Genomic DNA, 23,249 nt, shown 5'->3' with positions numbered 1-23,249 from the left:
TATTTTCATCCCTTCAAGTGTAACATAAACAATTGACAATACCAGCAAAGTTTAGCAAACATGATTCCGTGAAAAACGCGGAAACTAAAAAAGCTCCTTTCATAAAAGAAAAAGGGGGAATTGAAGGTGGCATACGATTACGAAAATCGAAAAGGCAACGACTACTATGTGGATCATGGATCGGAAGGAACGGATATCACGCGTGATGTTTATTCAGAAGAGACAGCGGCCGAAATTTCAGAGCCATATCGTGCTTCTGACCGGGCAGCAGACCGCGATGATAACCGGGACGGAGTAAGCGAAGGCCGGGGTATAGGGTATGCAGCATTGGCTATTTCTATCATCTCCCTGTTCGTGCTCCCAGTTTTATTAGGGGCATGCGGCATTATCGTCGGCTATATCGCCAGAAGAAGAGGAGCGGGCGCTCTAGGCGGCTGGGCGATGGGAATCGGTATTGTTTCCCTTGTGCTGGGCATCTTCATTACACCGTTTTTCTAACACGCAAAAAAAAGCTTGGCGGATTATCCGTCAAGCTTTTTGTGTTTCTTGTTCTGCTTTTGCTTTTTCTGCTTCAAGCTTTGCGTAGTGTTCTTCTGCCAGCTTGTCGATTTCTTTTTTCAGCTCTTCGACCATTGTTTCTTCAGGGACTTTGCGGACGATTTGGCCTTTGCGGAAAAGAAGTCCTTCGCCGCGGGCGCCGGCAATACCGATATCGGCTTCTCTTGCTTCGCCCGGTCCGTTAACGGCGCACCCGAGAACGGCTACTTTAATCGGCGCTTTGACTTTAGAAATGTATTCTTCGACTTCATTTGCGATGCTGATGAGATCAATTTCGATCCGTCCGCATGTCGGGCAAGAAATAAGCGTAGCTGCGTTTGAAGCGAGACCGAATGATTTCAGCAGCTCTCTGGCTACTTTTACTTCTTCAACAGGGTCGGCGCTCAGGGAGATCCGGAGCGTGTTTCCGATTCCTTTGCTTAATATCGCTCCGAGTCCGGCCGCGCTTTTTACCGTTCCTGCAAACAGCGTGCCTGATTCTGTAATTCCAAGGTGGAGCGGATAATCAAATGCTTTTGACGCTTTTTCATATGCTTCTATGGCGAGATTGACGTCAGACGCTTTCATGCTGACGATGATGTCATGAAAATCAAGGTCTTCCAGAATTTTTATATGATGAAGCGCACTCTCAACCATGCCGTCAGCAGTCGGATAGCCGTACTTTTCAAGAATTCGTTTTTCCAATGATCCCGCGTTTACGCCGATCCGGATTGGAATTCCTTTTTCTTTAGCCGCTTTTACGACCGCTTCCACTTTTTCACGGCGGCCGATATTACCGGGGTTGATTCTGATTTTGTCGGCGCCGCCCTCAATTGCTTTTAATGCGAGCTTGTAATCAAAATGAATATCGACAACGAGAGGGATGGAAATTCGTTTTTTGATGTCGGCAATTGCGTTCGCCGCGCGTTCGTCAGGGCATGCCACCCGGACAATTTGGCAGCCGGCTTCGGCTAAACGGTTGATTTCCGCCACTGTTGCTTCTACGTCGTGTGTTTTGGTCGTCGTCATACTTTGGATGACGACTTCGTTATTTCCGCCTATTGTTAAAGGTCCCACTTTGACGGGACGCGTTTTTGTACGATGTGTGATTTCACTCACTTGTCAATCGCTCCTTAATTGTAGTTACCGCTTCTGCAGGCTGAGCCTTTTACATGTCAGGCAACTTCTATTTACATATTATATTGTAACAGTGTATTTGCCGAACTGACAAGAAATTAACGTTTAATTACGGTAGACGGGGAATTTATAAGCGGTGCCCGCCTGAATGGCGTTTGCTTTCACATTCGGATTCAGCGCTTCAAAATCTTGTACAATATCATCCGGCGCTTTATGTGCGCCGACGATCGACATTACCGTATCACCTTTTTTGACCGTAACCGTTCTGTATGATGTTTCCTGATTTGCAGGCTGAGCCGCCGCAGCGTATGCAGGAAGGCCTTGAGAAGGGATCGTGCCGATTTTAAGATCATAAAAGATAATAAATATCACAAATAAACTGCCGAATACAAAAGTAAGCCGCTTCATTCCAACCGCCTCCCGCATACATGTTTACTTCATTGTATGCTTGTCCCATTTTGTTCATGACAAAAAAAGAAGACCGCCGGGGCGGTCTTTGTTACACAGCAGTCTTTCTTGGCGGTATCTCTTTTAAGACGAGGAAAAGGATGATAAAGTTTACAAACCAATTCACTAAAAATTCGCTCGGCACCGTAATGACAAGCGCGCGCATAATCGTAAAGAATATGGTGGAGAGCGTAATGGAATAAGCTGAAAGCTTCCAAAGCTGCTGATAATTCAATGTCTTTCTTTGCGCATTTTTTATAATCAGGCCGATGACGGCGAGAAATGAGACTTCAATGAATTTGCCGGCCGCCGTCATAATGAACAGCAAAACGGAAAGGACGGTGACGATCATCGTTTTATTTTGGTTTAAAGCTGATATGATTTCACTTTTAGTGATATCAGCAGGCATTAATGAATAATTCATTTCTGTCGCCTGTCCGTCTACTGCAAGCACCATTTTATTCTTCAAAATGCCGATCGCATTTTGTTTCGCCGCTATTTGTTTAGCGCCGTACGCATCAGTGGGATCAAACACGATGACAAAACCGTTCGCTTCCGTTTCCTTAGAGGCGGAAGCTTTCGTCTGCAATTCACCGTTTGAAATTTTGAAATCAGGGAAATCTTTTTCTAACACGGTTTTGAAACCGTTCATTGAGTTTACGGTGCCTGAGCAAAGGTAATAAGCGCTCGGCAGCGTAAAAAGGACAGACAGCAAAAATACATAAAGGATCGCTTTTCCTATCCCCTGAAACCGTGTTTTTGCAATATCTGCCGGAGAGTATGTACTTTTCAATAAAGCCGTAAATATGTTCAACATCTTCACTTCCTAGCCTAAACTGGTATATGTTGCTTATTGTATCGTTCACCGGAGATGAACACAAGTGAGAGTATTTAAAGCGGCGGTAAGGAATCATACATATTAAGACAAAACGGAAGCAGTAATGCTCCGTAAAACAAAGGAGGGTGTTTAAATCATGAGTGTTTTGTATTGGCTGATTATTATTGCGGTCTTCGTCATTGCTTTCATCGGTCTTGTCTATCCGGTGATCCCAAGCGTTATATTTATCGTGGCCGGTTTTCTCCTCTACGGATTTCTGTTTTCTTTCAGTCCTTATTCTTACCTCTTTTGGCTCATTGAGGCGGTATTTGCGGCCGTTTTATTCGCAGCTGACTATGTGTCAAACTTACTTGGCATCAAAAGGTACGGAGGAAGCAGGGCGGCGATCTGGGGGAGCACGATCGGATTATTGATCGGGCCCTTCGTTATTCCCGTGGCAGGCATTATATTAGGCCCGTTTATCGGTGCTGTCTGCGCTGAGATATTTGTTCATCAAAAGGATATCAAGTCTGCGGCAAAAGTGGGACTGGGCTCGTTAATCGGCTTTTTAACAAGCGTCGCGGCCAAAGGAGTCATTCAGCTCTTTATGATTGGATACTTCTTATGGACGGTGCTTTAGAAGGTTTAATTTCGGCCGTGAACGGATAAAGTGTAATATGTTTGCTGGAATCGCCGGATTGTGAGCTTTTTCATTGATTACCATGCTTTCTTTTGTTACATTGAGATTAGAAAAGTTCGCTAAAAGCGGCATTTCAGTACATATATTTAAAGGAGGAAAAAATTATGGCTTACAAACTTCCAGAACTGCCTTACGCTTATGATGCTTTAGAACCGCATATCGATAAGGAAACGATGACGATTCACCACACGAAGCACCATAACACATACGTTACAAACCTGAACAAAGCGATCGAAGGATCAGCTCTTGCAGAGAAATCTGTAGAAGAGCTTGTCGCAGATTTAAACGCAGTGCCGGAGGATATCCGCACAGCTGTCCGAAACAATGGCGGCGGACATGCAAACCACTCTTTATTCTGGACTCTTTTATCTCCAAACGGCGGAGGCGAACCGACTGGTGAGCTTGCTGAAGAGATCAAAAGCACGTTCGGAAGCTTCGATCAATTTAAAGAAAAATTCGCTGCAGCGGCTGCCGGCCGTTTCGGTTCCGGTTGGGCTTGGCTTGTTGTAAACAACGGCAAACTTGAAATTACAAGCACGCCAAACCAAGATTCACCGCTTTCAGAGGGTAAAACGCCTATCCTCGGTCTTGATGTTTGGGAGCACGCTTACTACCTGAACTACCAAAACCGCCGTCCTGATTACATTTCAGCTTTCTGGAATGTTGTAAATTGGGATGAAGTTGCCCGTCTTTACAGCGAAGCAAAATAAATCGTTCTGATCAAACAAGGTCTCCCGAGGGAGGCCTTGTTTTTTTATTGACTTTGATTCCTTTTTACATATCTCAGTTTGAGTGAGACAGACTAATGTGTAGTAAAGGGGAGTCAATGATGAGCAAAATAAAAAAAATTATCGGCGACATCGAAGTAAATAAAGGTCTGCTGCTGTTATTGACGATTGGCGGCCTTTACTCATTAGGCATCGCGCTGTCAAATACATTTGTCAATGTGTATTTATGGAAACAGTCAGGGAAATTCATTGATTTGGCCATATACAATTTATCGGTCGTGACGATGCAGCCGATTACCTTTCTTCTGGCGGGCCGGCTGGCTAAAAAAATTGACAGGGTATTTATTCTCAGGTTCGGTGTTATCTTTTTGGCGGCTTTTTATTTAAGTGTGCTCCTTGCCGGGGAAAATGCGGCTTCCCGCCTCATTTTGATCGGTGCCGTGCTCGGAGTGGGATACGGTTTTTACTGGCTGGCCTTTAATGTGCTGACTTTCGAAATTACGGAACCTGAAACGAGAGATTTTTTCAACGGATTTTTAGGCATTTTATCTTCGTCGGCAGGGATGATCGGCCCGATTGTGGCCGGGTTTGTCATCTCAAGACTTCAAAACAATACGGGTTATACAGTCATTTTCAGCCTGTCGCTCGGCTTATTTGCCCTTGCCGTGGTCATGAGCTTTTTTCTCAAGCGGAGAGAGTCGAAAGGCCGGTTTATGCTGAAAAAAGTTTATGATGAGCGTCACACGAATCTGAATTGGCGCCGGATTACAAACGCGCACTTTTTTCAAGGGTTGAGAGAAGGGATTTTTGTTTTTTTAATCAGCGTATTTGTGTTCATTGCGACAAACAGTGAGCTGGCGCTCGGGACATTCGGTCTCGTCAATTCCGCTGTTTCTTTTTTTGCTTACTATTTTGCATCAAGGCTCATCAAAAAAAGATCGCGTAAAAAGGCGATTCTTATCGGCGGATTAATTGTGTACGGCGCCCTGTTTCTCATTATTTTTCATATGAGCTTTACGACGCTTCTTATATACGGAGTGTTTATTGCGATCGGCTATCCTGTTCTGCTCGTGCCGTATGTCTCGCTTACATATGATGTAATAGGCCGGGCGCGGCTTGCCAGAAAGGCCAGAATTGAGTACATCGTGCTCAGGGAATTGTTTTTAAATGCAGGCCGGATCGTTTCCATCCTGTGCTTTCTTTTGATCGTTACATTGCTGAAGGAAAAAGTGGGAATACCGGCGGCGCTCGTGTTGCTCGGAGCCGGCCATCCGCTGATTTATTACTTTATTAAAGACGTCAAACTGGATACAGAAACTTCTGATGAAACAGTGGAAGAGGACCGACAAAAACAGCCGGGTGAACCGAATTTTATAAAAGGAGAAAGATAAAAGGGTTATCTGTAGAAAATTATCGAAAAAACCTTTAGAATGAAAAATGGCACCTGAACAAAAGGTGTCATTTCTTTCTGTAAATAAGAAAAGGTGATGTCATGAGGAGAAATAAAAAGAAAATAGCAGTAAGCAAAGAAAAGAAAAAATCATTGCCGATCCGGCTTAATTTTTTGTTTTTGGCCGCGTTTCTTATTTTCACGTGGATTATCGTCGAGCTTGGCATCAAGCAGATCGTTCAGGGTGATGACTATAAAAACGCCGCCAATAAGCAAGAAGAGTCTGATGTCAGCACGGCTGTTCCGAGAGGGAAAATATACGACCGGAACCTTAATCCCATCGTAACGAATAAAGCATTAAATGCGATTACATATACACGTTCAGCCTCAACCACCCAGGCACAGCGTTTGAAAATCGCAAAAAAACTGTCGGGTATGATTAAGGTAAGCACCAAAAAGGTGACTGAACGCGATAAAAAAGACTATTGGATGTTAACGAGGCCTGATGAAGCGAAAAAACTGATTACGGCCAAAGAAAAGCAAAAAGCTGAAGACAAAAAACTGTCTGATGATGATTTATACCAGCTCCAGCTGAAACGCATTACGGACAAACAGCTGAATGAACTCACTTCAAAAGATATGCAGATCCTCGCGATCAAAAGGCAGATGGATTCAGGCTACTCACTGACGCCTCAATACATCAAAAATGAAGGAGTGTCAGCAAAAGAAATGGCCGTCGTCAGCGAACATTTAGATGAGCTTCCGGGGGTTGACGTGACGTCTGACTGGGAACGGTCTTATCCTTACAAAAGTCTGATCCGGACATTGCTCGGCAGTGTATCCAGTTCGAACGAAGGTCTTCCGTCCAACCTGCTGGATCACTATCTGTCACTCGGATACAGCCGGAATGACAGGGTCGGAAAAAGCTATTTAGAATATCAATATGAAAGCCTGCTGCAGGGGCAAAAAGAGAAAGTGCAGAACTTAACCGACTCATCCGGAAATGTCACGGGCAGCAAAGTGATTTCAAAAGGACAGGCAGGCAAAGACCTTGTGTTATCCATTGATATGGACCTGCAGAAGTCCGTTGAAAAAATCATTGAGAAAAATTTAAGAGCGGCCAAAGCGAGACCGAGCACGAAGCTTCTTGATCGGGCCTTTGTCGTCATGATGAACCCGAAAAACGGCGAAGTTCTGACGATGGCCGGCAAACAGATTACGAATGACCATGGAAAGTACAAAATTAATGATTACGCCCTTGGCGCAATGACGTCCTCCTATGCAATGGGATCGGCGGTCAAAGGAGCAACAGTATTGACGGGACTCCAGACGGGCGCGATTAATTTGAACACCGTTTTTCAGGATGAGCCTTTGTATTTCAAAGGTAGTAAAAACCCGAAAAAATCATGGACGAATTTAGGTCCTGTTGATATCCAAAAAGCGCTTCAGGAGTCATCAAACGTGTTCATGTTTAAAACGGCGATCGCCGTCGGTAAAGGGGAATACAAAAAAGGCCAGTCCCTGCCGCTTGATATGAAGGCATTTGATACTTTCAGATACTACTTCAGTCAGTTCGGTCTAGGAGTGAAGACGGGAATTGATCTCCCGAATGAAGCGACCGGGTATCAAGGGACACAGCGGATTTCCGGTCTTCTGTTAGACTTTGCCATCGGACAGTATGATACGTTCACACCGCTTCAAATGGCACAGTATGTATCAACAATCGCCAATGGAGGCTATCGTTTAAAACCTCAGCTTGTAAAAGAGGTCAGACAGCCTGATTCGAAAAAAGGAATCGGAGCCGTTGTAGAGTCTGTTCAGCCTCAAGTACTGAACAAGATTGATATGAATAATGCTGACATTAAAGAAGTGCAGGCAGGCTTCAGACGCGTCATGACAAAAGGGACAGCCGCAACTGATTTTGCGACGGCGAAATACCGTCCTGCCGGTAAAACGGGTACGGCGCAATCTTTCTATGACGGTCCGGACAAATCAGAGACGGGTGAAGGAACGTATAATACGACTCTTGTCGCTTATGCACCTGCTGATAATCCGGAAGTGGCTATTTCTGTAGTCGTTCCTTGGGCCTATATTGATTACAGCGATCGATATTCGATTACGAATGAAATAGGAAGAGCAGCTCTGGATAAATACTTCGAGCTGAAAAAGAAACAAGAAGATAATAATACGAAGCAGAAAAACGAAGATAAAATTCAGGAAGACGCTGCTAACGGCAATACAAATAACTGATAGAAGAAACGCTCACAGTCTGTGGGCGTTTTTTTTTATACAAAAAAACATCCGGATTTACAAAACCTTAACATTCGATTTATACGCATTTTACACGAACCCTTTACTCTATACGTGTAGGACAAATTACACATTAAACGCAGGGGGAATTCAGGAAATGAAAAAAAACAAATGGATGCTTATGCTTCTGATGGCTGCTGTTATGATCGTCGCTGCAGCATGCGGAAATGCAAAGGAAAGCGGCAAGACGGACGGCCAATCTGCAAGTGAGGATAAAAAAGCATCAGGTTCTTTAACCATTTCTGGTTCATCAGCCATGCAGCCGTTAGTACTGGCAGCGGCGGAAAAGTTTATGGAAAAACATCCGGATGCTGATGTGCAGGTGCAAGCGGGAGGTTCAGGAACAGGTCTTTCACAAGTGTCTGAAGGCGCAGTGCAAATCGGCAACTCAGACGTCTTTGCTGAAGAAAAGGAAGGCATTGATGCGAAAGCCCTGAATGATCACCGTGTAGCGGTAGTTGCGATGGCGGCTGCGGTCAACCCGGGTGCGGGCGTAAAGGATATAACCAAAAAACAGCTGGCAGACGTCTTTACAGGCAAAATCAAAAACTGGAAAGAGCTTGGCGGCAAAGATCAAAAGATTACACTCGTCAACCGTCCTGATTCATCAGGCACACGCGCTACGTTCGTCAAATACGCGCTTGACGGAGCGGAACCTGCAGAGGGCATCACAGAGGATTCCTCCAATACAGTCAAAAAAATCATTGCGGAAACACCGGGAGCAATCGGTTATCTGGCTTTCTCTTATATAAAGGATGACAAAGTAACGCCTTTATCAATCGGCGGCATCAAACCTGAAGAGAAAAATGTCGTCACAGGGGAATATCCGATTTGGGCTTACGAGCACTCTTATACGAAAGGTGAAGCATCTGGCCTGACCAAAACATTTCTTGACTATTTGAACAGCGATGAAGTACAGAAAAGTATCGTAAAAGATCAGGGCTACATTCCGATCTCTGATATGAAAGTCACACGTGACGCAAAAGGCAAGCAAAGCTGAGGGGAGGGCGGGCTCCCCGTCCTTCTTCTTTATAGGAGTGTAAACAAATGATAAATCACAGAGAAAAAGAGTCTGTAAGCGAACGCTTAATAAGCTCAAAACAAAACAGGCAATTGGATGAAGTCCGCGGAAGAGTGATTGTGTCTGTATGTGCGGCGATTATCATTGCGGCATCAGCGGCAATCACAATCTTTCTCGGCATAAAGGGGCTGCAATCTTTTTTTGAAAATGGTGTAAGCCCGATTGAATTCTTAACAAGTCTGAATTGGAACCCAACCCAGGCAAAGCCTGAGTTCGGCGCGCTGCCTTTTATTTTCGGATCATTCGCGGTCACGGTTCTATCTGCTCTGATCGCGGCGCCCCTCGGGATTGCGGGTGCCGTGTTTATGACGGAAATTGCGCCGACTTGGGGAAAAAAAGTGCTGCAGCCGGTAATTGAGCTGCTTGTCGGCATTCCGTCCGTCGTTTATGGATTCATAGGTCTTACAGTATTGGTTCCGTTTATCGGATCTTTTAAATCAAGTGGAACAGGTCACAGTCTTCTGGCGGGAACGATCGTTCTTTCGGTGATGATTCTGCCGACCATTACGTCGATTTCCGCTGATGCGCTTGCGTCATTACCGAAACATCTTCGTGACGGTTCATATGCGCTCGGTGCGACGAGATGGCAGACAATCAGGAAGGTGCTTATCCCGGCGGCGTTTCCGACATTGCTGACCGCTGTCGTGCTTGGAATGGCAAGAGCGTTCGGAGAAGCTCTCGCCGTACAGATGGTTATCGGAAATACAAAGCTTCTCCCGGAAAGCCTGCTTGATACGGCGGGGACATTAACGACGATTATCACGTTAAACATGGGCCATACCACATACGGAAGTATCGAAAATAATACGCTGTGGTCGATGGGGCTTGTTCTTCTTATCATGTCGTTTCTGTTTATACTGCTCATACGCTACTTGTCATCTAGGAGGAAAGTATAATGAACCGGAAAATAACGGATAAATTGGCCACCGGTGTATTCGGTTTATGCGCCGCTGTGATTGCGGCGATTTTAGCAGGATTGTTTTTGTATATTCTGATTCACGGCGTCTCGGAAATCACATTGCATTTTCTTACGTCAAAATCAAGCGCTATCGCGTCAGGCGGCGGGATACGGGATCAGCTTTTTAACTCCTTTTACATTCTGTTCATCACCGTGCTGATCACGATACCGCTTGGTGTGGGGGGCGGCGTCTTTATGGCCGAATATGCGCCGCAAAATAAAATCACTGATTTTATCAGAACATGTATTGAAGTTCTGTCGTCGCTTCCGTCGATTGTCATCGGGATGTTCGGCATGCTGATGTTTGTGAACCTGACGGGGTGGGGATACACGATTATCGGGGGCGCACTCGCCTTAACGGTCTTTAACCTTCCCGTAATGGTCCGGGTGACAGAAGGCGCGCTCACTGCAGTTCCTAAAGAACTGAAAGAAGCTTCTCTCGCTTTAGGCGTATCGAGATGGCATACCGTCAAAACGGTGCTGATTCCGAGCGCGATTCCTTCGATTTTAACCGGAGCCATTTTGGCATCAGGAAGAGTGTTCGGAGAAGCGGCGGCATTGTTATTTACAGCGGGGCTGACAACGCCGCGGCTGAATTTTACCGATTTAAACCCGTTTTCTGAAGCATCTCCATTAAATATTTTCAGGCCGGCTGAGACGCTGGCGGTTCATATATGGAGCGTCAATACCCAGGGGATCATTCCCGATGCAGAAGCAATAGCAAACGGCGGCTCGGCAGTGCTGGTGATTTCAGTGCTCTTGTTTAACCTTTGTGCAAGATGGCTCGGATCTGCCATTTATAAAAAGCTTACGGCAAATTAATCGGAAAGAGGCGAAAACATATGATTGATCACATCGTCAGGGAACAAGCGGAACAGACAGAGCGCTCGCCGGGGCCGTCGATTTTGGAAGTGAATCATTTGTCCATTTACTACGGAGACAAACAAGCGGTTAAGCGTGTGAATATGGATATTGAAAAACATGCGGTGACGGCTCTGATCGGCCCGTCCGGCTGCGGAAAATCAACATTTCTGAGGCAGATTAACAGAATGAACGATGCCATCCCTTCTGCAAGAAGCGAGGGGGAAATCCTTTATGAAGGACTGAATATTTTGGGGGAAGAGATTAATGTCGTGTCTCTCAGACGGGAGATCGGTATGGTGTTTCAAAAACCGAATCCGTTCCCCAAATCCATTTACAATAACATCACACATGCGCTGAAGTATGCGGGTGAACGAAGAAAAGCCGTTTTGGACGAAGCGGTAGAGGAAAGCTTAACGAAAGCTGCGCTTTGGGATGAAGTCAAAGACCGTCTTCATTCATCGGCTCTTTCATTATCAGGCGGCCAGCAGCAGCGCCTTTGCATCGCCCGGACGCTTGCGATGAAACCTGCCGTGCTTCTTTTAGATGAACCGGCCTCAGCTCTGGATCCCATCTCAAACGCCAGAATCGAGACGCTTTTGACAGAACTGAAAAAAGATTATTCGATTGTTATCGTTACGCATAACATGCAGCAGGCGCTGAGGGTGTCTGACCGCACGGCTTTCTTTTTAAACGGAGAAGTGGTGGAGTACGGACAGACAGAACAGATTTTTACTAGTCCTAAAGAGAAAAAGACGGATGACTATATTAACGGAAAGTTCGGATAGGGGGAAGGACCGTGAGCGTTGTAAAAGAAGCGGTGCACACACAGAATCTATTTGATATTCAAGGCATGAACGTATGGTACGGAGCTCATCAGGCCTTGAAAAATATTACGATCGGGTTTGAGGAGCGGAAGGTAACTGCCATCATCGGTCCGTCCGGCTGCGGGAAATCCACGTTTATTAAAACATTAAACTTAATGCTGCAAATGGCTCCGAATGTCAAAGTGACAGGCGATATGATTTATAACGGGCGCAATCTGCTGAAGGAAAAGACGGATGCGGCAGAATTAAGAAAGCAGATCGGTATGGTGTTTCAAAAAGGCAATCCGTTTCCGCAGTCCATATTTGAAAATGTCGTGTACGGACCGAGAATACATGGCGAAAAAAATAAAAAGAAACTGCATGAAATCGCCGAAGAATCATTAAAGGCAGCAGCGCTCTGGGATGAAGTGAAGGATCGTCTCCATCAGCAGGCGCTTTCCCTGTCAGGCGGACAGCAGCAGCGGCTGTGCATCGCAAGGGCGCTCGCCACAAAACCGGATGTCCTATTGATGGATGAACCGACGTCTGCTCTTGATCCCGTGTCCACCCGGAAAATAGAAGAGCTGATTCTGGCCTTAAAAGAGAAGTATACCATTGTCATTGTGACGCACAACATGCAGCAGGCTGCGAGAGTTTCTGATCAAACCGCGTTTTTCTATATGGGTGAACTTGTAGAGCGCGGCGATACGGGCAAAATCTTTTCCAAGCCGGATCATCAAAAAACACATGATTATATCACCGGAAAATTCGGATGAAAAAACGGCCCGGCCATTGACCGGGCCCGTTTTAAATTGCCTATTAAAAAAGCCTGCCGGCCGTATCCATGAATGGACGATGCCTGCAAGCTTTTTTAGCGGGTTAATGTTTTGACGATTTTTTTGAAGCTCATATCTGAATCGACTTTGAAATGGCCGGCGCGGATTTCTTTGTGGTAGCCTGCGTCGATGACGTAATCATTAAAGTCCTTCGCTGAAGGAATAATTCCTTCTTTTTCAAGGATGGATGACACATCAGCAGTGCTCATTCCGTCTTTGATCGTAAGTTTGTATGTGACCTTTTTCTTTTTGGCGTCCGTGTTTTGATCGTTGTTTAACGATTTTTCCTTAGCGTCAAGCAGTTTTTGATAGTCATCCCGTTTGACGGAGACTTTTTGCTGAGAGTCGAGGTAGCTGTTTACTTCTTTTTCTGTCAATGCTGTTTTTTCAGTTTTAACGGCAGCTGCCTGGTCATGGTCAGTCAAATAGAAGACAGCGGCGAGGACGGCCGTCGCTAAAATCATGCCTGCTGCAAAAGCCTGAATGCCCCGTTTTGTCATACGAGCACCTTCTCATTATCTTTAATAATGGTATTGACGTCCTCGACAGACACGTGTTCCGCTTTTGCGATGGCTTCGGCAGACATCCCGTTGTTATATTTTGAAATGATTTGTTTGGCGATTTTTTGGTTAATGCCGCTGCTTTTGGTTTTGCGGATGACGAGGTTGGTTTCCAGCAATTCTTCTTCAAGCACCGTCATTTTCTTTTTTAACTTGTAAATTTCCTGCATGGCGGAAAGCTGAAGCGTTTCAAGCTCCTGTTCCACGTCTTTCATCGGATCTCTTTGAGAATATGAGAATGCAATAAGCGCTATACTGACGATAAACAACGCAATAATAGCAATTTCCACGTTTCATCACCTTCTATTATTAATTTGCCCTTCTTTTTTATACCATAAAACGCCGCCATTCTAAAGGAAATAGAGAAAAAAACAGAATTTTGTCGGAAAATCTTTTTTATTCGGGGGGCAAACGGATATTTCTCTATAGATTTCGCATATGAAAGCCCTTTTTTGTCCTGTTTCGTCATTTTTTGTATGCGTCTTGCGCAAGGTCATTCAGAGGATCAGAAACATAAACTGATGTTTTCTGCACTTAAACAACATTTCATGTAAATCAGCTCTAGCATTCCGTGCATTATAGTGGTATTATGTATAAGTCTGAATAAGTAAATGATATTTAGTTTGGAGGGAAAATAATGCGCGTTAATATTACTTTGGCTTGCACTGAATGTGGTGAGCGTAACTATATTTCTAAAAAGAACAAACGCAACAATCCGGACCGCGTTGAATTTAAAAAATATTGCCCACGTGATAAAAAATCTACGTTACACCGTGAAACAAAATAAGCTGTTTAAAACGGCGGAAAAAGCTGGAGCTTTCAATAAAGTTCTGGCTTTTTTGTCTTTCAGGGAGGTTTGAGAAACGTGAAAGCACAAATCAGAACCGATATAAAAGCAAAGCTTTCCGGCATAACAGAAAGTGAATGGGAGGCAAAAAGCCGCAGCATGCATAAAACGCTGTTTTCTTTAAAAGAATGGAAACAAGCCCGCATGATTGCCGTCACCATCTCGAAACGCTTGGAAATTCCGACACGGCCGATTATTGAACAGGCTTGGAAAGAGGGAAAACAAGTCTGTATCCCGAAATGCTTCCCCCAGACGGGAGCGATGGAATTCCGTACATTTTCTGCGGATGATCAGCTGGAAACCGTATATGCCGGTCTCAGTGAACCGATCGAAAGCCTGACTGAAAAAGCGGCTCAAAAAGACATTGATCTTGTTATTGTGCCGGGTGTGGCTTTTGACCGGGAAGGCTTCAGAATCGGATACGGCGGCGGATATTATGATCGCTTTCTGACCGGTTATGAAGGACGTACCGTGTCGCTTCTCTTCGACTGCCAGCTGACAGACCGCATTCCCCGCATGCCCCACGATATTCCGGTCGATATGATCGTGACTGAATCTGAAACCATCGCATAAAAAACTTCTTGCATCCGAATAATTCTCGCTGTTTGACAAACGATAGGGGCAGGAGGGATAAAATGAAAAAATTGTTGATCTACTCATTATGCGCCGTCTCTGTTTTTGCCGTTTACCAAAACCGCTACCGTCTGATGAACACCGTGCTCAGCCAGCCGGGGATCAGACGGTCGTTTATTCATCTCTTTTTAAAAATACCGTTTATCAGAAATAAGTTCATTCAGCAGGCCTTTTAAACAAATCCCGTTTTCAGCGGGATTTTTTGCATGAAAAAACCTGCCTGTAATGACGGCAGGTTTTTCTCGTCATATCAGTTTTTTTTCAGGAAACCGAGAAGGATTGAAATGATCGGTGAAATGTACAGGAAAAAGGTAAACGGCAGGTAATCGATGACAGAAACCCCTAATGCGCTTGCCATGAAAGCGCCGCTTACTCCCCAAGGAATCAGCGGATTGATCAATGTTCCGCCGTCCTCAATCGATCGTGCAAGGTGAAGCCGCTTAATGCTGAGCCTGTCATATAAAGGTTTATAAGACTGACCCGGAATTAAGATCGACAAGTATTGCTCGCCTGTCGCAAGGTTTACGCCAATGCTTGAGAAGACGGTCGCCATGACAAGACGTCCTTTCGTATGCACGCCTTTTATCAATCCTTGAAGCAGCGCTGCGATCAGGCCTGTTTTTTCCATCAGGCCGCCGAGCGCAAAGGCGATCATGATCAGAGAGACTGACCCCATCATGGATTGGAGTCCGCCTCTGTTGATAATGCTGGCTACAGCCTGGTCGCCGGTTTTAAAAGCCGTGCCGCTTTGCAGGGCGGATATAAATCCTTGAATGCTGCTGTCAGGAATAAAAACGGCAGTCAGAAGCCCTGCGGAAATAATACCGGCGGTAAGCACCGGAATAACGGAAACCCGTCTGACCGCCAAAATGATTACCAAAAGAGGTGAAAGAAGCGACCAAGGCGTAACGTGCACGGCCTCTTTAATTCCGGAAATGACTGCCTCAATATTTTGCGTTGAAGCGGCATTTATTGAAACGGATGAACCGAGAATATAAAAAAGAACGATTGTGATCAAAAGTGCCGGAACGGTCGTGCCCATCATATGGCGGATATGCTTAAAAATCGGAATTTCGCCGATACCGGCGGCAAAATTCGTCGTGTCGGACATCGGTGACATTTTATCACCGAAACAGGCCCCGCAAATGACTGCTCCCGCCGTCCATTCGAGCGGAACTCCCGCCGCGCTTGCCACCCCTAACAGCGCGACGCCGATTGTACTGACAGTTGTCAGACTTGAGCCGACAAGCGTGCTGATGATCATGCATGAAAATAATGCGGTCAATAGCAGCTGACTCGGCTGTATTATTGATAAAGCGTAAACAGTGACGGCGGGAATGGCCCCGCTGTACATCCAGGCGCCGATCAGCATACCGATCAAAGCCAGCACGATAATCGGCTGTACACCGTTTTTCAATCCGCTTACAATTCCTTTTTCAAGACTGCCCCACGAGAAACCGAGCCGCAAACCTGCCAGAGACAGAATAATGACACAAAAAAACAGCGGCATATGCGGCTCCGTATGAAAGAAAAACAGGCAGGAAATAATGACTGCTAACATTAAAACAAATAAACCGATGGCTGAAATGAACGTCAGCCTTTTTTCTTGTTTCAAAACAACACCCCATCAAACTTTAATCCTTTTGTGCTTTTGGGCACGAAAGTATTGTAACAGAAAAACGCATAAATGAGTGTTTTTTTACAATTATGAATATAGATTTTACCAAAAAGACACAAGTGAATTTTATCCAATTGTTTTTTACTTGACGCCTGCTTTAGAGATGAAATACGCTTATACTGAGAAGAAAAGAAATGGTGAAGAAGATGAATTCATTTTATGACGTACAGCAGCTGTTTAAGTCATTCGGACATATCGTGTATTTCGGTGACAGACAAGCTGAAATTGACTTTATGAAAGATGAATTAAAGGAAATGTACTTGTCAAACGTGATTGAAAGAGACATATGGCTGAAGGCCTCCGGAGTTCTACAGCAGGAATCTGAGAGGATCAAAAGAAGAGACAACAGCAGGATTTAATAAGAAAAGGAGATCATTATGGAAGAGACATGGTTTGCGGGGATTGATCTTGGGGGAACAACTATCAAGCTGGCCTTTATCAATATGTACGGTGAAATCCAGCATAAATGGGAGGTTCCGACCGATAAGACAGGAAACACTATAACGGTCACGATTGCAAAAGCGCTTGACCAGAAGCTGGAAGAATTGAACAAGCCGAAACGAATCTTGAAATGGATCGGCATGGGAGCGCCCGGACCCGTGGAAATAGCGACAGGGATGGTTTATGAGACGACTAATATGGGGTGGAAAAACTATCCGTTGAAAGACCATCTGGAGGCGGAAACGGGTATTCCGGCCGTTATTGAAAACGATGCCAATATCGCGGCGCTCGGAGAAATGTGGAAAGGCGCAGGTGACGGAGCCAAAGATGTCATTTTAGTGACGCTCGGAACCGGTGTCGGCGGAGGCATCATCGTCAACGGCGAAATCGTTCACGGTAAAAACGGGGCCGGCGGAGAAATCGGTCATATTTGCAGCATTCCGGAAGGGGGAGCTCCGTGCAACTGCGGAAAATCCGGCTGTATCGAAACGATTGCGTCCGCAACCGGCATCGTCCGCATCGCAAAAGAAAAACTTGCGTCGGTTTCCGACTCTTCGCTCTTGCAGGTGCGTGATCTGACGGCACGTGACGTGTTCGATGCAGCAAAACAGCAGGATAAAACTGCGCTTGAAGTCGTTGATTATGTCGCAAAACATTTAGGCCTCGTGCTCGGAAATCTGGCAAGCGCCATGAACCCGACGAAAATCGTGCTCGGCGGAGGCGTGTCTAAAGCAGGCGAAATACTGCGGTCAAAAGTGGAAGAGACCTTCAAAATCACCGCGTTCCCGCGTTCTGCGGAAGCAGCCGATATTTCGATTGCGGCACTGGGAAATGACGCCGGAGTCATCGGCGGAGCATGGATTGCCAAAAATGAATGGCTTAAATATCAAAACTGCTAGAGAAAGTCTGCCTGCCCATATAGCGGGCGGCTTTCTTTTTTTATCTCCCCTGTCATATAGTTTTAAAAAAGGGGGATGAACATGGCGGGAATTCGTGTCAAACCTGAAATAAAACGGCATATGAAAGATGTTGCACAGGTGCTTTCAATTGATAAAAAACTGTTGGAAGACGCCAATAAAACGGCGGAAAGCGATGAATTATTTTGTCCCGGCTTCCTCGTGAGCGGTCAGCCAGAATGTCCGATAGAAACGCTTAGCGGGCTTTCGCAATACATCCGGCACTATGAAAGCGTTCTTTCCGCTGATCAATGGGTGAAGGAAGAAAAGGTGTACGGCTCTCAATCGGTTTATGAAGAAATTGAGAAAATAACGGAGGTCTTTCCGTTTGTCACGTGCCGTAAAATCGGCAGTTCCGTTTTGGGAAAACCGCTCTATGAGCTGAGAATAGGCGCGGATACGGCCGAGAGAAACGTGCATGTAAACGCCTCTTTTCATGCCAATGAATGGATTACCACGTCGGTTGCGATTAAATGGTGCAAAGAATATTGCGCGGCATTATGCGAAAATAAAACGGTTTTCGGACATTCCGCTATTGATATATTCAGCCGGACATCCTTATCATTCGTTCCGCTCGTAAATCCTGACGGTGTGGATCTCGTACTTTACGGATGTGAAGATTTATCAGAAAAAAATGAATTTCTCAATGAATTAAATGAGCACCGCCCGGATTTCCGCGAATGGAAGGCGAATATAAACGGCGTTGATTTAAATAAACATTTCCCATCGAATTGGGAGATTGAACAGAGGCGCAAACCGAAGGCTCCCTCGTACCGTGATTTTCCGGGCACGGCGCCGCTCACTGAACCGGAGGCGCAGGCGATGCACCGGCTGATAACGGAGCAGCCGCCTGACAGGCTGATCGCGCTTCATACACAGGGAGAAGAGATTTATTGGGGGTACGAAGGATGTGAACCGGAGCAATCATGTGAGGTCATCCGGGAGTTCGAAGCGATAAGCGGAAACCGCTATCAAGGTGTAAAAACCATTGACAGCCATGCCGGTTTCAGGGATTGGTTTATACAGCAATACGGAAAAGAGGGCTATACCGTTGAGCTCGGGAAGGGGAAAAATCCTTTGCCTTTTCATCAGTTTTCGGATATTTATCAAGCGACGGAAGGAATATTGTGGAGGGCGCTTGTTTTTTGAGACATCTGTGAAATTTCTCATTTGTTTATATTAACAAATATGGGACAATAGAAAAGAATGGAGGGAAGGCTGGTGAGATACTTGTGTTGTGTTCTGCTGTCCGCGTTCGTTCTGTGTTTAGCGGCCTGTGAACCATCTCATCAGCAGCCTGACACAGACGTCTCAGCAAAAGCAGCAGAACAAAAAATCGTTCCGCTCAGTAAAAATGAAGCGGAGAAAACGGAAGGATGGCTGGATAACAGGACCATTCTGTATACAGCACATAATCAGCTGATGAAATATGACCTTTTCAGCGGAAAATCCGAACGGCTCTACGAAACAAAGGGCCATATTGTCAATGTAAAGATCAGCCTGAAAAAAAAGCTGATTCTCGTTCAGGTGACAAACCGCGGACAGACTGAGCTTGTGCTCATGAACAAGCAGGGGAAAAGACTTTATCACAAAGCCTTTAACTCTTATGAGCTGGAGACGGCTTGGAATCCATATGACCCGTACCAAATGATGATTACCGTTTTTTCTGAAACATGGGACTTCACAGCCTATACGGCCGATATGAAACGCGGCATTTTAAAACTGAGTCCCGTTCAGGCCCCCTTTGTCCATTGGACGTCCTCTGATGAATTTCAATATATTAAGCAAGGAAAAACGGAGGAAGAGGGCCCTTTATATTCTTATGATCTGCAGACGGCAAAAGAAAAAAGAGTGCTTCAACATGTCATCTGGGCAGATTCCCGCCCGGGTATGACGCTTGCCGTCAGACAAACGGATAAACCGGACGGCGACGGCGAGTTCCTTTTCCAAAAGCCGGCATCCGTGACACACCGCTTTCCTCTTCAAAAAAAGTATGAGAGCTTTGCGCCGATGGAATATGATTACGATCAGATCCACAAGCGGTTTTACACGTTTAAGCCGGAGGGCCGGTTATACAGGCTGATCAGCTTTGACTTGGGGGACAAACGGGAGCGGACGGTGCTTAACAATACGGAAATGGAACCGATTCAGATCTCTCCGAACGGGGAATACGCTTTATACGGCTTTACGTATGATCGTCTGATTTCACTGAAAACAGGCATGACAGAACCAATCATAACAAATGAAAAAGGAGTTTGAATCAAATGGCAATCGCAGATGTGACAATTATTCCGATCGGAACAAAAACACCGAGCGTCAGTGAGTATGTAGCGGACGTGCAAAAGATTTTGGAAGGCTACAAAGCAGCCGGCAAAATCAAATTTCAGCTCACACCGATGAACACTTTGATTGAAGGGGAGCTGAGCGACTTGTTCGCGGTCATTCAGGAGATCCACGAAGCCCCGTTCCAAAAAGGGCTGCACAGAGTGGCGACCAATATCCGCATTGATGACAGGCGTGATAAAGAAACGACGCTGGAGAGCAAAATCAAAAGTGTCAGCAAACATTTGCAGCAATAAAAAATAAGCCTGTATCCTAATGGATACAGGCTTTTAATGTGCAGTCGGATATCCGCTTGTAACAACGGTCATTACGGTAAACCAGCCGAACACGCCCAGTGTGGCGGCGGCTAACAAAAATCCCAGGATATTTCTCTGTCTGACAGCCCGCAGGACTCCTAACACAGCTAATAATGCGACAAGGCCGAAGATTACAACAAGTAACATCATGCTCCCCCTTTGTCATTGGAACCTGAAAATCTTTCCATTTTATTTTAACCGTTTTCATTTTGTTTGTCGATAGTGTTTTCCCAGCCGCATTCATTGAATCTTCGGCAGAAAACCTTCATAATAAGGGCATATACATAAAGAGGTGATGAAAGTGAAATGGAGACGAATGCCGGCCGGTCCGATTCAGGCAAACGCCTATTTTCTCGTCAGCGAGGATCAATCTTGTCTAATTTTCGATCCGGGCGGGGAAGCGGACAAACTCAACAATTACATAAAAGAAAACAATTTGAAGCCGCTTGCGATCTTGCTGACGCACGCCCATTTTGACCATATCGGCGCGCTTGACGAGGTAAGAGACAGGTGGGATGTTCCCGTATATCTTCACAAAAATGAAGAAAAGTGGCTGGAGGACTCTTCCTTAAACGGATCAGGCATATTGCGCGGCATCGCTGTCACGGCACGGCCCGCCGATCGGCTGATTGAAGGCGACGGCATATTGGACATCGGCCCTTTCCATTTGGAGACGCTGTTTACGCCGGGACATTCACCTGGAAGCGTTTCTTATTATGTGAAGGACGCTGATTTGGTGATTTCAGGCGATGTGCTCTTTCAGGGAGGCATCGGCCGGACGGATTTACATGGAGGAAATCAGGACGTATTGCTTGATTCCATCCATCAAAAACTGCTCACGCTTCCCGGACATACACTTGTGTTAAGCGGTCATGGCGCGGAAACGGACATCCAGACAGAGCAGGAGCGAAATCCGTTTATTAATGGATTTTCATTGTAAACGAAAAAAGACAGACCGTAATCGGTCTGTCTTTTTCAGTCAGTGGGTTCCGCCGCCCGGTGTCATAATAAAAATAGAGTAATATGTAAATCCGGCGAAAAATACGGTTAAGTACGCTCCGAAAATATAAATATACATCCGCTCAGTCAGATTCAAATAAGAAAGAAATACAAAAAAGATCGTCTGTCCAAAAAACAAAAGAGATGCGTCTTTCATGCCGCCTAAAAAAAACATGACTGCAAAAATCCCCGTCCAAAATCCTAACACCCGGAACATGCGATTCATTCCTTATCCCCTCCCGAGAGTCTATCTGAAGTTTATTATAATAGATCGGCAGTTAAAATGTAAACATTTTCATGATTATATTTATTGTGGAATTTATGTCTTTCCCTGTGTTTTATATCTTATGCCGTTCTCTAAAAAAGATCCGAAAAATCTTTTTGAAATACGTTTAGCGAAAAAAAGTTCAGGGTACTTATGTTAACAAAGAGACGGATAATCCGAGGGAGGAATTTTTAAAAATGAAAGATCTTATTTTTTATTCATACCCGAGCTGCACATCATGCCGAAAAACGAAACATTGGTTAAAAGCCCACAATATTGACTTTCAAGAGCGCCACCTATTCAGGGAGACACCGTCAATTGATGAATTGAAGCAAATCTTATCCTTAACAACCGAAGGAATTGATGAAATATTAGCGACGAGGAGCCAAACATTTAAAAACCTCAACCTGAACATTGAAGAAATGACTGTAAATGAAGTGCTGAAGCTTTTGACTGAAAAGCCGAAGCTGCTGCGGCGTCCGATCCTGATTGATCGCAAAAAGCTTGTTGTCGGATATAATCCAGGAGAATTGATGAAGCTGACGAAGAAAAAAACGGTACATCAATCTGTATCATAAGAAAAAAACGAAGATCCGCTGATCAAACATTATCAGCTAATCTTCGTTTTTTGCGGTTCCAGGACTGGGCTAGCTGGATTCGAACCAACGATCACGGAGTCAAAGTCCATTGCCTTACCGCTTGGCTATAGCCCATCGAATGCTAATTACAGTATGTGCATCCGGCGCCGGTTTATACATACAAGTCAGATTTGAATGGAGGAAACCCGTGAAACATTTAAATGAAGTATTATCTCAAGTATTAATGGAAGAATCAGGCGAAATCATACGTCAATGGCTGCTCATCCCCGAACCGGGGCGGCCTTCAGATGATCAGAAAGCGGAAACGCAGCACCGCCTGTTAATTGAAATCGTTGCCGGCATTTTATCGGGGAAAGACGGCGGAGAAGAGGAGCTGACAAAGTGGGCGCTGCAGTTCGCAAGAGACAGGGCTGTGCATGAAGTCCCGGTCTATGAAAGCGTCGCAAGCTTTAAAGAATTCCGGAGATTGGTCTGGAACCGCATACAGACATGCAGTGAAACGATGTCTGAGAAGCCTGATACAAATGCGGTATTTACATGGGGAGAAAAGCTGAACCAAGCAATTGACCATATGATTGAAGTATTTACAGAGGAATATCATAAAGTGACGATAACGCAATTAAACGCCCAAAAAGAAATGATTAACGAACTAAGTGCGCCGATTATGCCGATTGCCGACGGTATTGGAATTTTGCCGCTTGTCGGCGAAATTGACACTTACCGGGCAAAAATGATTTTGGAATCGGTGCTTGACCAATGTTCTTCGCTCCGGCTTTCTTATTTATTTCTCGATATATCAGGTGTGCCGATTGTGGATACGATGGTCGCTTATCAAATTTTTAAAGTGATTGACAGCACAAAACTTCTTGGCATAGAAACGACAATCTCAGGCATCCGGCCGGAAATCGCGCAAACCGTCGTGAAGCTCGGCATCGACTTTTCTCAGGTGAAAACGGAGCAGAGTCTGGCGAAGGCGCTGGCAAAAAACGGTTTTGTCGTAAAAGAATCATTAAGATGATATAAA

29 protein-coding genes and 1 tRNA gene are annotated in these 23,249 nt (G+C 45.3%); 21 read left to right on the top strand and 9 right to left on the bottom strand.

Annotated features, from left to right (window positions below):
• Positions 1 to 120: 120 nt before the first annotated feature.
• Positions 121 to 498, top strand: a complete 378-nt coding sequence (locus AC1DN5_RS08145) for a DUF308 domain-containing protein (RefSeq protein WP_087920773.1) — start codon at positions 121 to 123, stop codon at positions 496 to 498.
• A gap of 30 nt (positions 499 to 528) precedes the next feature.
• Here the strand turns inward: AC1DN5_RS08145 and ispG are convergent, their stop codons facing one another.
• The 3 genes from ispG to AC1DN5_RS08130 all read right to left on the bottom strand — a co-directional run bounded on the left by ispG (position 529) and on the right by AC1DN5_RS08130 (position 2,938).
• Positions 529 to 1,647 carry a flavodoxin-dependent (E)-4-hydroxy-3-methylbut-2-enyl-diphosphate synthase gene (ispG, locus tag AC1DN5_RS08140; RefSeq protein ID WP_173363136.1) on the bottom strand — a complete coding sequence of 373 codons (1,119 nt, stop codon included), beginning with the start codon at positions 1,645 to 1,647 and terminating at the stop codon, positions 529 to 531.
• A gap of 132 nt (positions 1,648 to 1,779) precedes the next feature.
• Positions 1,780 to 2,082: a LysM peptidoglycan-binding domain-containing protein gene (locus AC1DN5_RS08135; RefSeq protein WP_016938938.1), complete on the bottom strand. Its 303-nt coding sequence runs from the start codon at positions 2,080 to 2,082 to the stop codon at positions 1,780 to 1,782.
• 91 nt (positions 2,083 to 2,173) lie between these two features.
• Positions 2,174 to 2,938: a DUF1189 domain-containing protein gene (locus AC1DN5_RS08130; protein WP_016938939.1), complete on the bottom strand. Its 765-nt coding sequence runs from the start codon at positions 2,936 to 2,938 to the stop codon at positions 2,174 to 2,176.
• A 157-nt stretch (positions 2,939 to 3,095) separates the two neighbouring features.
• On the opposite strand from AC1DN5_RS08130, the gene AC1DN5_RS08125 reads away from it, so the two are divergent.
• The 9 genes from AC1DN5_RS08125 to pstB (AC1DN5_RS08085) all read left to right on the top strand — a co-directional run bounded on the left by AC1DN5_RS08125 (position 3,096) and on the right by pstB (AC1DN5_RS08085) (position 12,548).
• Complete coding sequence (locus AC1DN5_RS08125; RefSeq protein ID WP_045926733.1) at positions 3,096 to 3,578, top strand: DUF456 domain-containing protein; 483 nt, start codon at positions 3,096 to 3,098, stop codon at positions 3,576 to 3,578.
• A gap of 164 nt (positions 3,579 to 3,742) precedes the next feature.
• On the top strand, positions 3,743 to 4,348 hold the full coding sequence (gene sodA, locus AC1DN5_RS08120) for a superoxide dismutase SodA (protein WP_016938941.1): 606 nt from the start codon (positions 3,743 to 3,745) through the stop codon (positions 4,346 to 4,348).
• 119 nt (positions 4,349 to 4,467) lie between these two features.
• Positions 4,468 to 5,757 (top strand): MFS transporter, encoded by a 1,290-nt coding sequence (locus AC1DN5_RS08115; protein WP_016938942.1) that lies wholly within the window; start codon positions 4,468 to 4,470, stop codon positions 5,755 to 5,757.
• 101 nt (positions 5,758 to 5,858) lie between these two features.
• A complete protein-coding gene (gene pbpA / locus AC1DN5_RS08110) occupies positions 5,859 to 8,006 on the top strand; it encodes a penicillin-binding protein 2A (RefSeq protein ID WP_016938943.1) in 2,148 nt (715 codons plus the stop codon).
• A 157-nt stretch (positions 8,007 to 8,163) separates the two neighbouring features.
• A complete protein-coding gene (locus AC1DN5_RS08105) occupies positions 8,164 to 9,066 on the top strand; it encodes a phosphate ABC transporter substrate-binding protein (RefSeq protein ID WP_366969156.1) in 903 nt (300 codons plus the stop codon).
• 47 nt (positions 9,067 to 9,113) lie between these two features.
• Complete coding sequence (pstC, locus tag AC1DN5_RS08100) at positions 9,114 to 10,043, top strand: phosphate ABC transporter permease subunit PstC (protein ID WP_064777750.1); 930 nt, start codon at positions 9,114 to 9,116, stop codon at positions 10,041 to 10,043.
• The gene (gene pstA / locus AC1DN5_RS08095) at positions 10,043 to 10,927 is read left to right on the top strand and encodes a phosphate ABC transporter permease PstA (protein ID WP_366969157.1); all 885 of its coding nucleotides are present in this window, start codon (positions 10,043 to 10,045) and stop codon (positions 10,925 to 10,927) included. The genes pstC and pstA overlap by 1 nt, the downstream gene beginning before the upstream one ends.
• Before the next feature lie 20 nt (positions 10,928 to 10,947).
• Positions 10,948 to 11,754 carry a phosphate ABC transporter ATP-binding protein PstB gene (gene pstB, locus AC1DN5_RS08090; RefSeq protein ID WP_366969158.1) on the top strand — a complete coding sequence of 269 codons (807 nt, stop codon included), beginning with the start codon at positions 10,948 to 10,950 and terminating at the stop codon, positions 11,752 to 11,754.
• 11 nt (positions 11,755 to 11,765) lie between these two features.
• Complete coding sequence (pstB, locus tag AC1DN5_RS08085) at positions 11,766 to 12,548, top strand: phosphate ABC transporter ATP-binding protein PstB (RefSeq protein WP_188154565.1); 783 nt, start codon at positions 11,766 to 11,768, stop codon at positions 12,546 to 12,548.
• A 95-nt stretch (positions 12,549 to 12,643) separates the two neighbouring features.
• Here pstB (AC1DN5_RS08085) and AC1DN5_RS08080 read toward each other — a convergent pair whose 3' ends face one another.
• Both AC1DN5_RS08080 and AC1DN5_RS08075 read right to left on the bottom strand, forming a co-directional pair.
• On the bottom strand, positions 12,644 to 13,108 hold the full coding sequence (locus AC1DN5_RS08080) for an endolytic transglycosylase MltG (protein WP_016938949.1): 465 nt from the start codon (positions 13,106 to 13,108) through the stop codon (positions 12,644 to 12,646).
• Positions 13,105 to 13,458, bottom strand: coding sequence for a hypothetical protein (locus tag AC1DN5_RS08075; RefSeq protein ID WP_016938950.1), 354 nt, complete (start codon positions 13,456 to 13,458; stop codon positions 13,105 to 13,107). The genes AC1DN5_RS08080 and AC1DN5_RS08075 overlap by 4 nt, the downstream gene beginning before the upstream one ends.
• Before the next feature lie 347 nt (positions 13,459 to 13,805).
• Between AC1DN5_RS08075 and rpmG the strand changes: the two genes are divergently transcribed.
• The 3 genes from rpmG (at position 13,806) to AC1DN5_RS08060 (ending at position 14,824) form a co-directional block, all read left to right on the top strand.
• Complete coding sequence (gene rpmG, locus AC1DN5_RS08070) at positions 13,806 to 13,955, top strand: 50S ribosomal protein L33 (protein ID WP_003153056.1); 150 nt, start codon at positions 13,806 to 13,808, stop codon at positions 13,953 to 13,955.
• 78 nt (positions 13,956 to 14,033) lie between these two features.
• A complete protein-coding gene (locus AC1DN5_RS08065) occupies positions 14,034 to 14,588 on the top strand; it encodes a 5-formyltetrahydrofolate cyclo-ligase (protein ID WP_060964755.1) in 555 nt (184 codons plus the stop codon).
• Positions 14,589 to 14,650: 62 nt separating this feature from the next.
• Positions 14,651 to 14,824 carry a hypothetical protein gene (locus tag AC1DN5_RS08060; RefSeq protein ID WP_016938952.1) on the top strand — a complete coding sequence of 58 codons (174 nt, stop codon included), beginning with the start codon at positions 14,651 to 14,653 and terminating at the stop codon, positions 14,822 to 14,824.
• A 74-nt stretch (positions 14,825 to 14,898) separates the two neighbouring features.
• On the opposite strand, the gene nhaC is transcribed toward AC1DN5_RS08060, so the two are convergent.
• A complete protein-coding gene (nhaC, locus tag AC1DN5_RS08055) occupies positions 14,899 to 16,263 on the bottom strand; it encodes a Na+/H+ antiporter NhaC (protein ID WP_366969159.1) in 1,365 nt (454 codons plus the stop codon).
• Positions 16,264 to 16,460: 197 nt separating this feature from the next.
• Here nhaC and AC1DN5_RS08050 point away from each other — a divergent pair, with 197 nt between their 5' ends.
• The 5 genes from AC1DN5_RS08050 (at position 16,461) to AC1DN5_RS08030 (ending at position 20,302) form a co-directional block, all read left to right on the top strand.
• Complete coding sequence (locus tag AC1DN5_RS08050; RefSeq protein WP_045926728.1) at positions 16,461 to 16,685, top strand: YqgQ family protein; 225 nt, start codon at positions 16,461 to 16,463, stop codon at positions 16,683 to 16,685.
• Positions 16,686 to 16,703: 18 nt separating this feature from the next.
• Positions 16,704 to 17,666 carry a glucose kinase GlcK gene (gene glcK, locus AC1DN5_RS08045; RefSeq protein WP_016938955.1) on the top strand — a complete coding sequence of 321 codons (963 nt, stop codon included), beginning with the start codon at positions 16,704 to 16,706 and terminating at the stop codon, positions 17,664 to 17,666.
• 81 nt (positions 17,667 to 17,747) lie between these two features.
• On the top strand, positions 17,748 to 18,872 hold the full coding sequence (locus tag AC1DN5_RS08040) for a M14 family metallopeptidase (protein ID WP_366969160.1): 1,125 nt from the start codon (positions 17,748 to 17,750) through the stop codon (positions 18,870 to 18,872).
• A 72-nt stretch (positions 18,873 to 18,944) separates the two neighbouring features.
• On the top strand, positions 18,945 to 19,982 hold the full coding sequence (locus AC1DN5_RS08035; RefSeq protein ID WP_366969161.1) for a YqgU-like beta propeller domain-containing protein: 1,038 nt from the start codon (positions 18,945 to 18,947) through the stop codon (positions 19,980 to 19,982).
• A 5-nt stretch (positions 19,983 to 19,987) separates the two neighbouring features.
• Positions 19,988 to 20,302: an MTH1187 family thiamine-binding protein gene (locus AC1DN5_RS08030; RefSeq protein ID WP_045926724.1), complete on the top strand. Its 315-nt coding sequence runs from the start codon at positions 19,988 to 19,990 to the stop codon at positions 20,300 to 20,302.
• A 33-nt stretch (positions 20,303 to 20,335) separates the two neighbouring features.
• Here the strand turns inward: AC1DN5_RS08030 and AC1DN5_RS08025 are convergent, their stop codons facing one another.
• Entirely contained in the window at positions 20,336 to 20,509 is a 174-nt protein-coding gene (locus AC1DN5_RS08025) for a DUF2759 domain-containing protein (RefSeq protein WP_003153076.1), read from the bottom strand.
• A 154-nt stretch (positions 20,510 to 20,663) separates the two neighbouring features.
• Here AC1DN5_RS08025 and AC1DN5_RS08020 point away from each other — a divergent pair, with 154 nt between their 5' ends.
• Positions 20,664 to 21,302, top strand: coding sequence for an MBL fold metallo-hydrolase (locus AC1DN5_RS08020; protein ID WP_016938959.1), 639 nt, complete (start codon positions 20,664 to 20,666; stop codon positions 21,300 to 21,302).
• 39 nt (positions 21,303 to 21,341) lie between these two features.
• On the opposite strand, the gene AC1DN5_RS08015 is transcribed toward AC1DN5_RS08020, so the two are convergent.
• A complete protein-coding gene (locus tag AC1DN5_RS08015) occupies positions 21,342 to 21,587 on the bottom strand; it encodes a DUF2626 domain-containing protein (protein WP_003153078.1) in 246 nt (81 codons plus the stop codon).
• Positions 21,588 to 21,823: 236 nt separating this feature from the next.
• Between AC1DN5_RS08015 and AC1DN5_RS08010 the strand changes: the two genes are divergently transcribed.
• Positions 21,824 to 22,204, top strand: a complete 381-nt coding sequence (locus tag AC1DN5_RS08010) for a Spx/MgsR family RNA polymerase-binding regulatory protein (RefSeq protein ID WP_045926723.1) — start codon at positions 21,824 to 21,826, stop codon at positions 22,202 to 22,204.
• A gap of 64 nt (positions 22,205 to 22,268) precedes the next feature.
• Here AC1DN5_RS08010 and AC1DN5_RS08005 read toward each other — a convergent pair.
• Positions 22,269 to 22,339, bottom strand: a tRNA-Gln gene (locus tag AC1DN5_RS08005).
• Between the two features lie 73 nt (positions 22,340 to 22,412).
• Here AC1DN5_RS08005 and AC1DN5_RS08000 point away from each other — a divergent pair.
• Positions 22,413 to 23,243, top strand: coding sequence for an STAS domain-containing protein (locus AC1DN5_RS08000; protein ID WP_366969162.1), 831 nt, complete (start codon positions 22,413 to 22,415; stop codon positions 23,241 to 23,243).
• Positions 23,244 to 23,249 lie beyond the last annotated feature (6 nt).

The organism is Bacillus sp. 01N42_2, from assembly GCF_056399565.1.
This window is presented reverse-complemented; position numbering and strand designations above follow the sequence as displayed.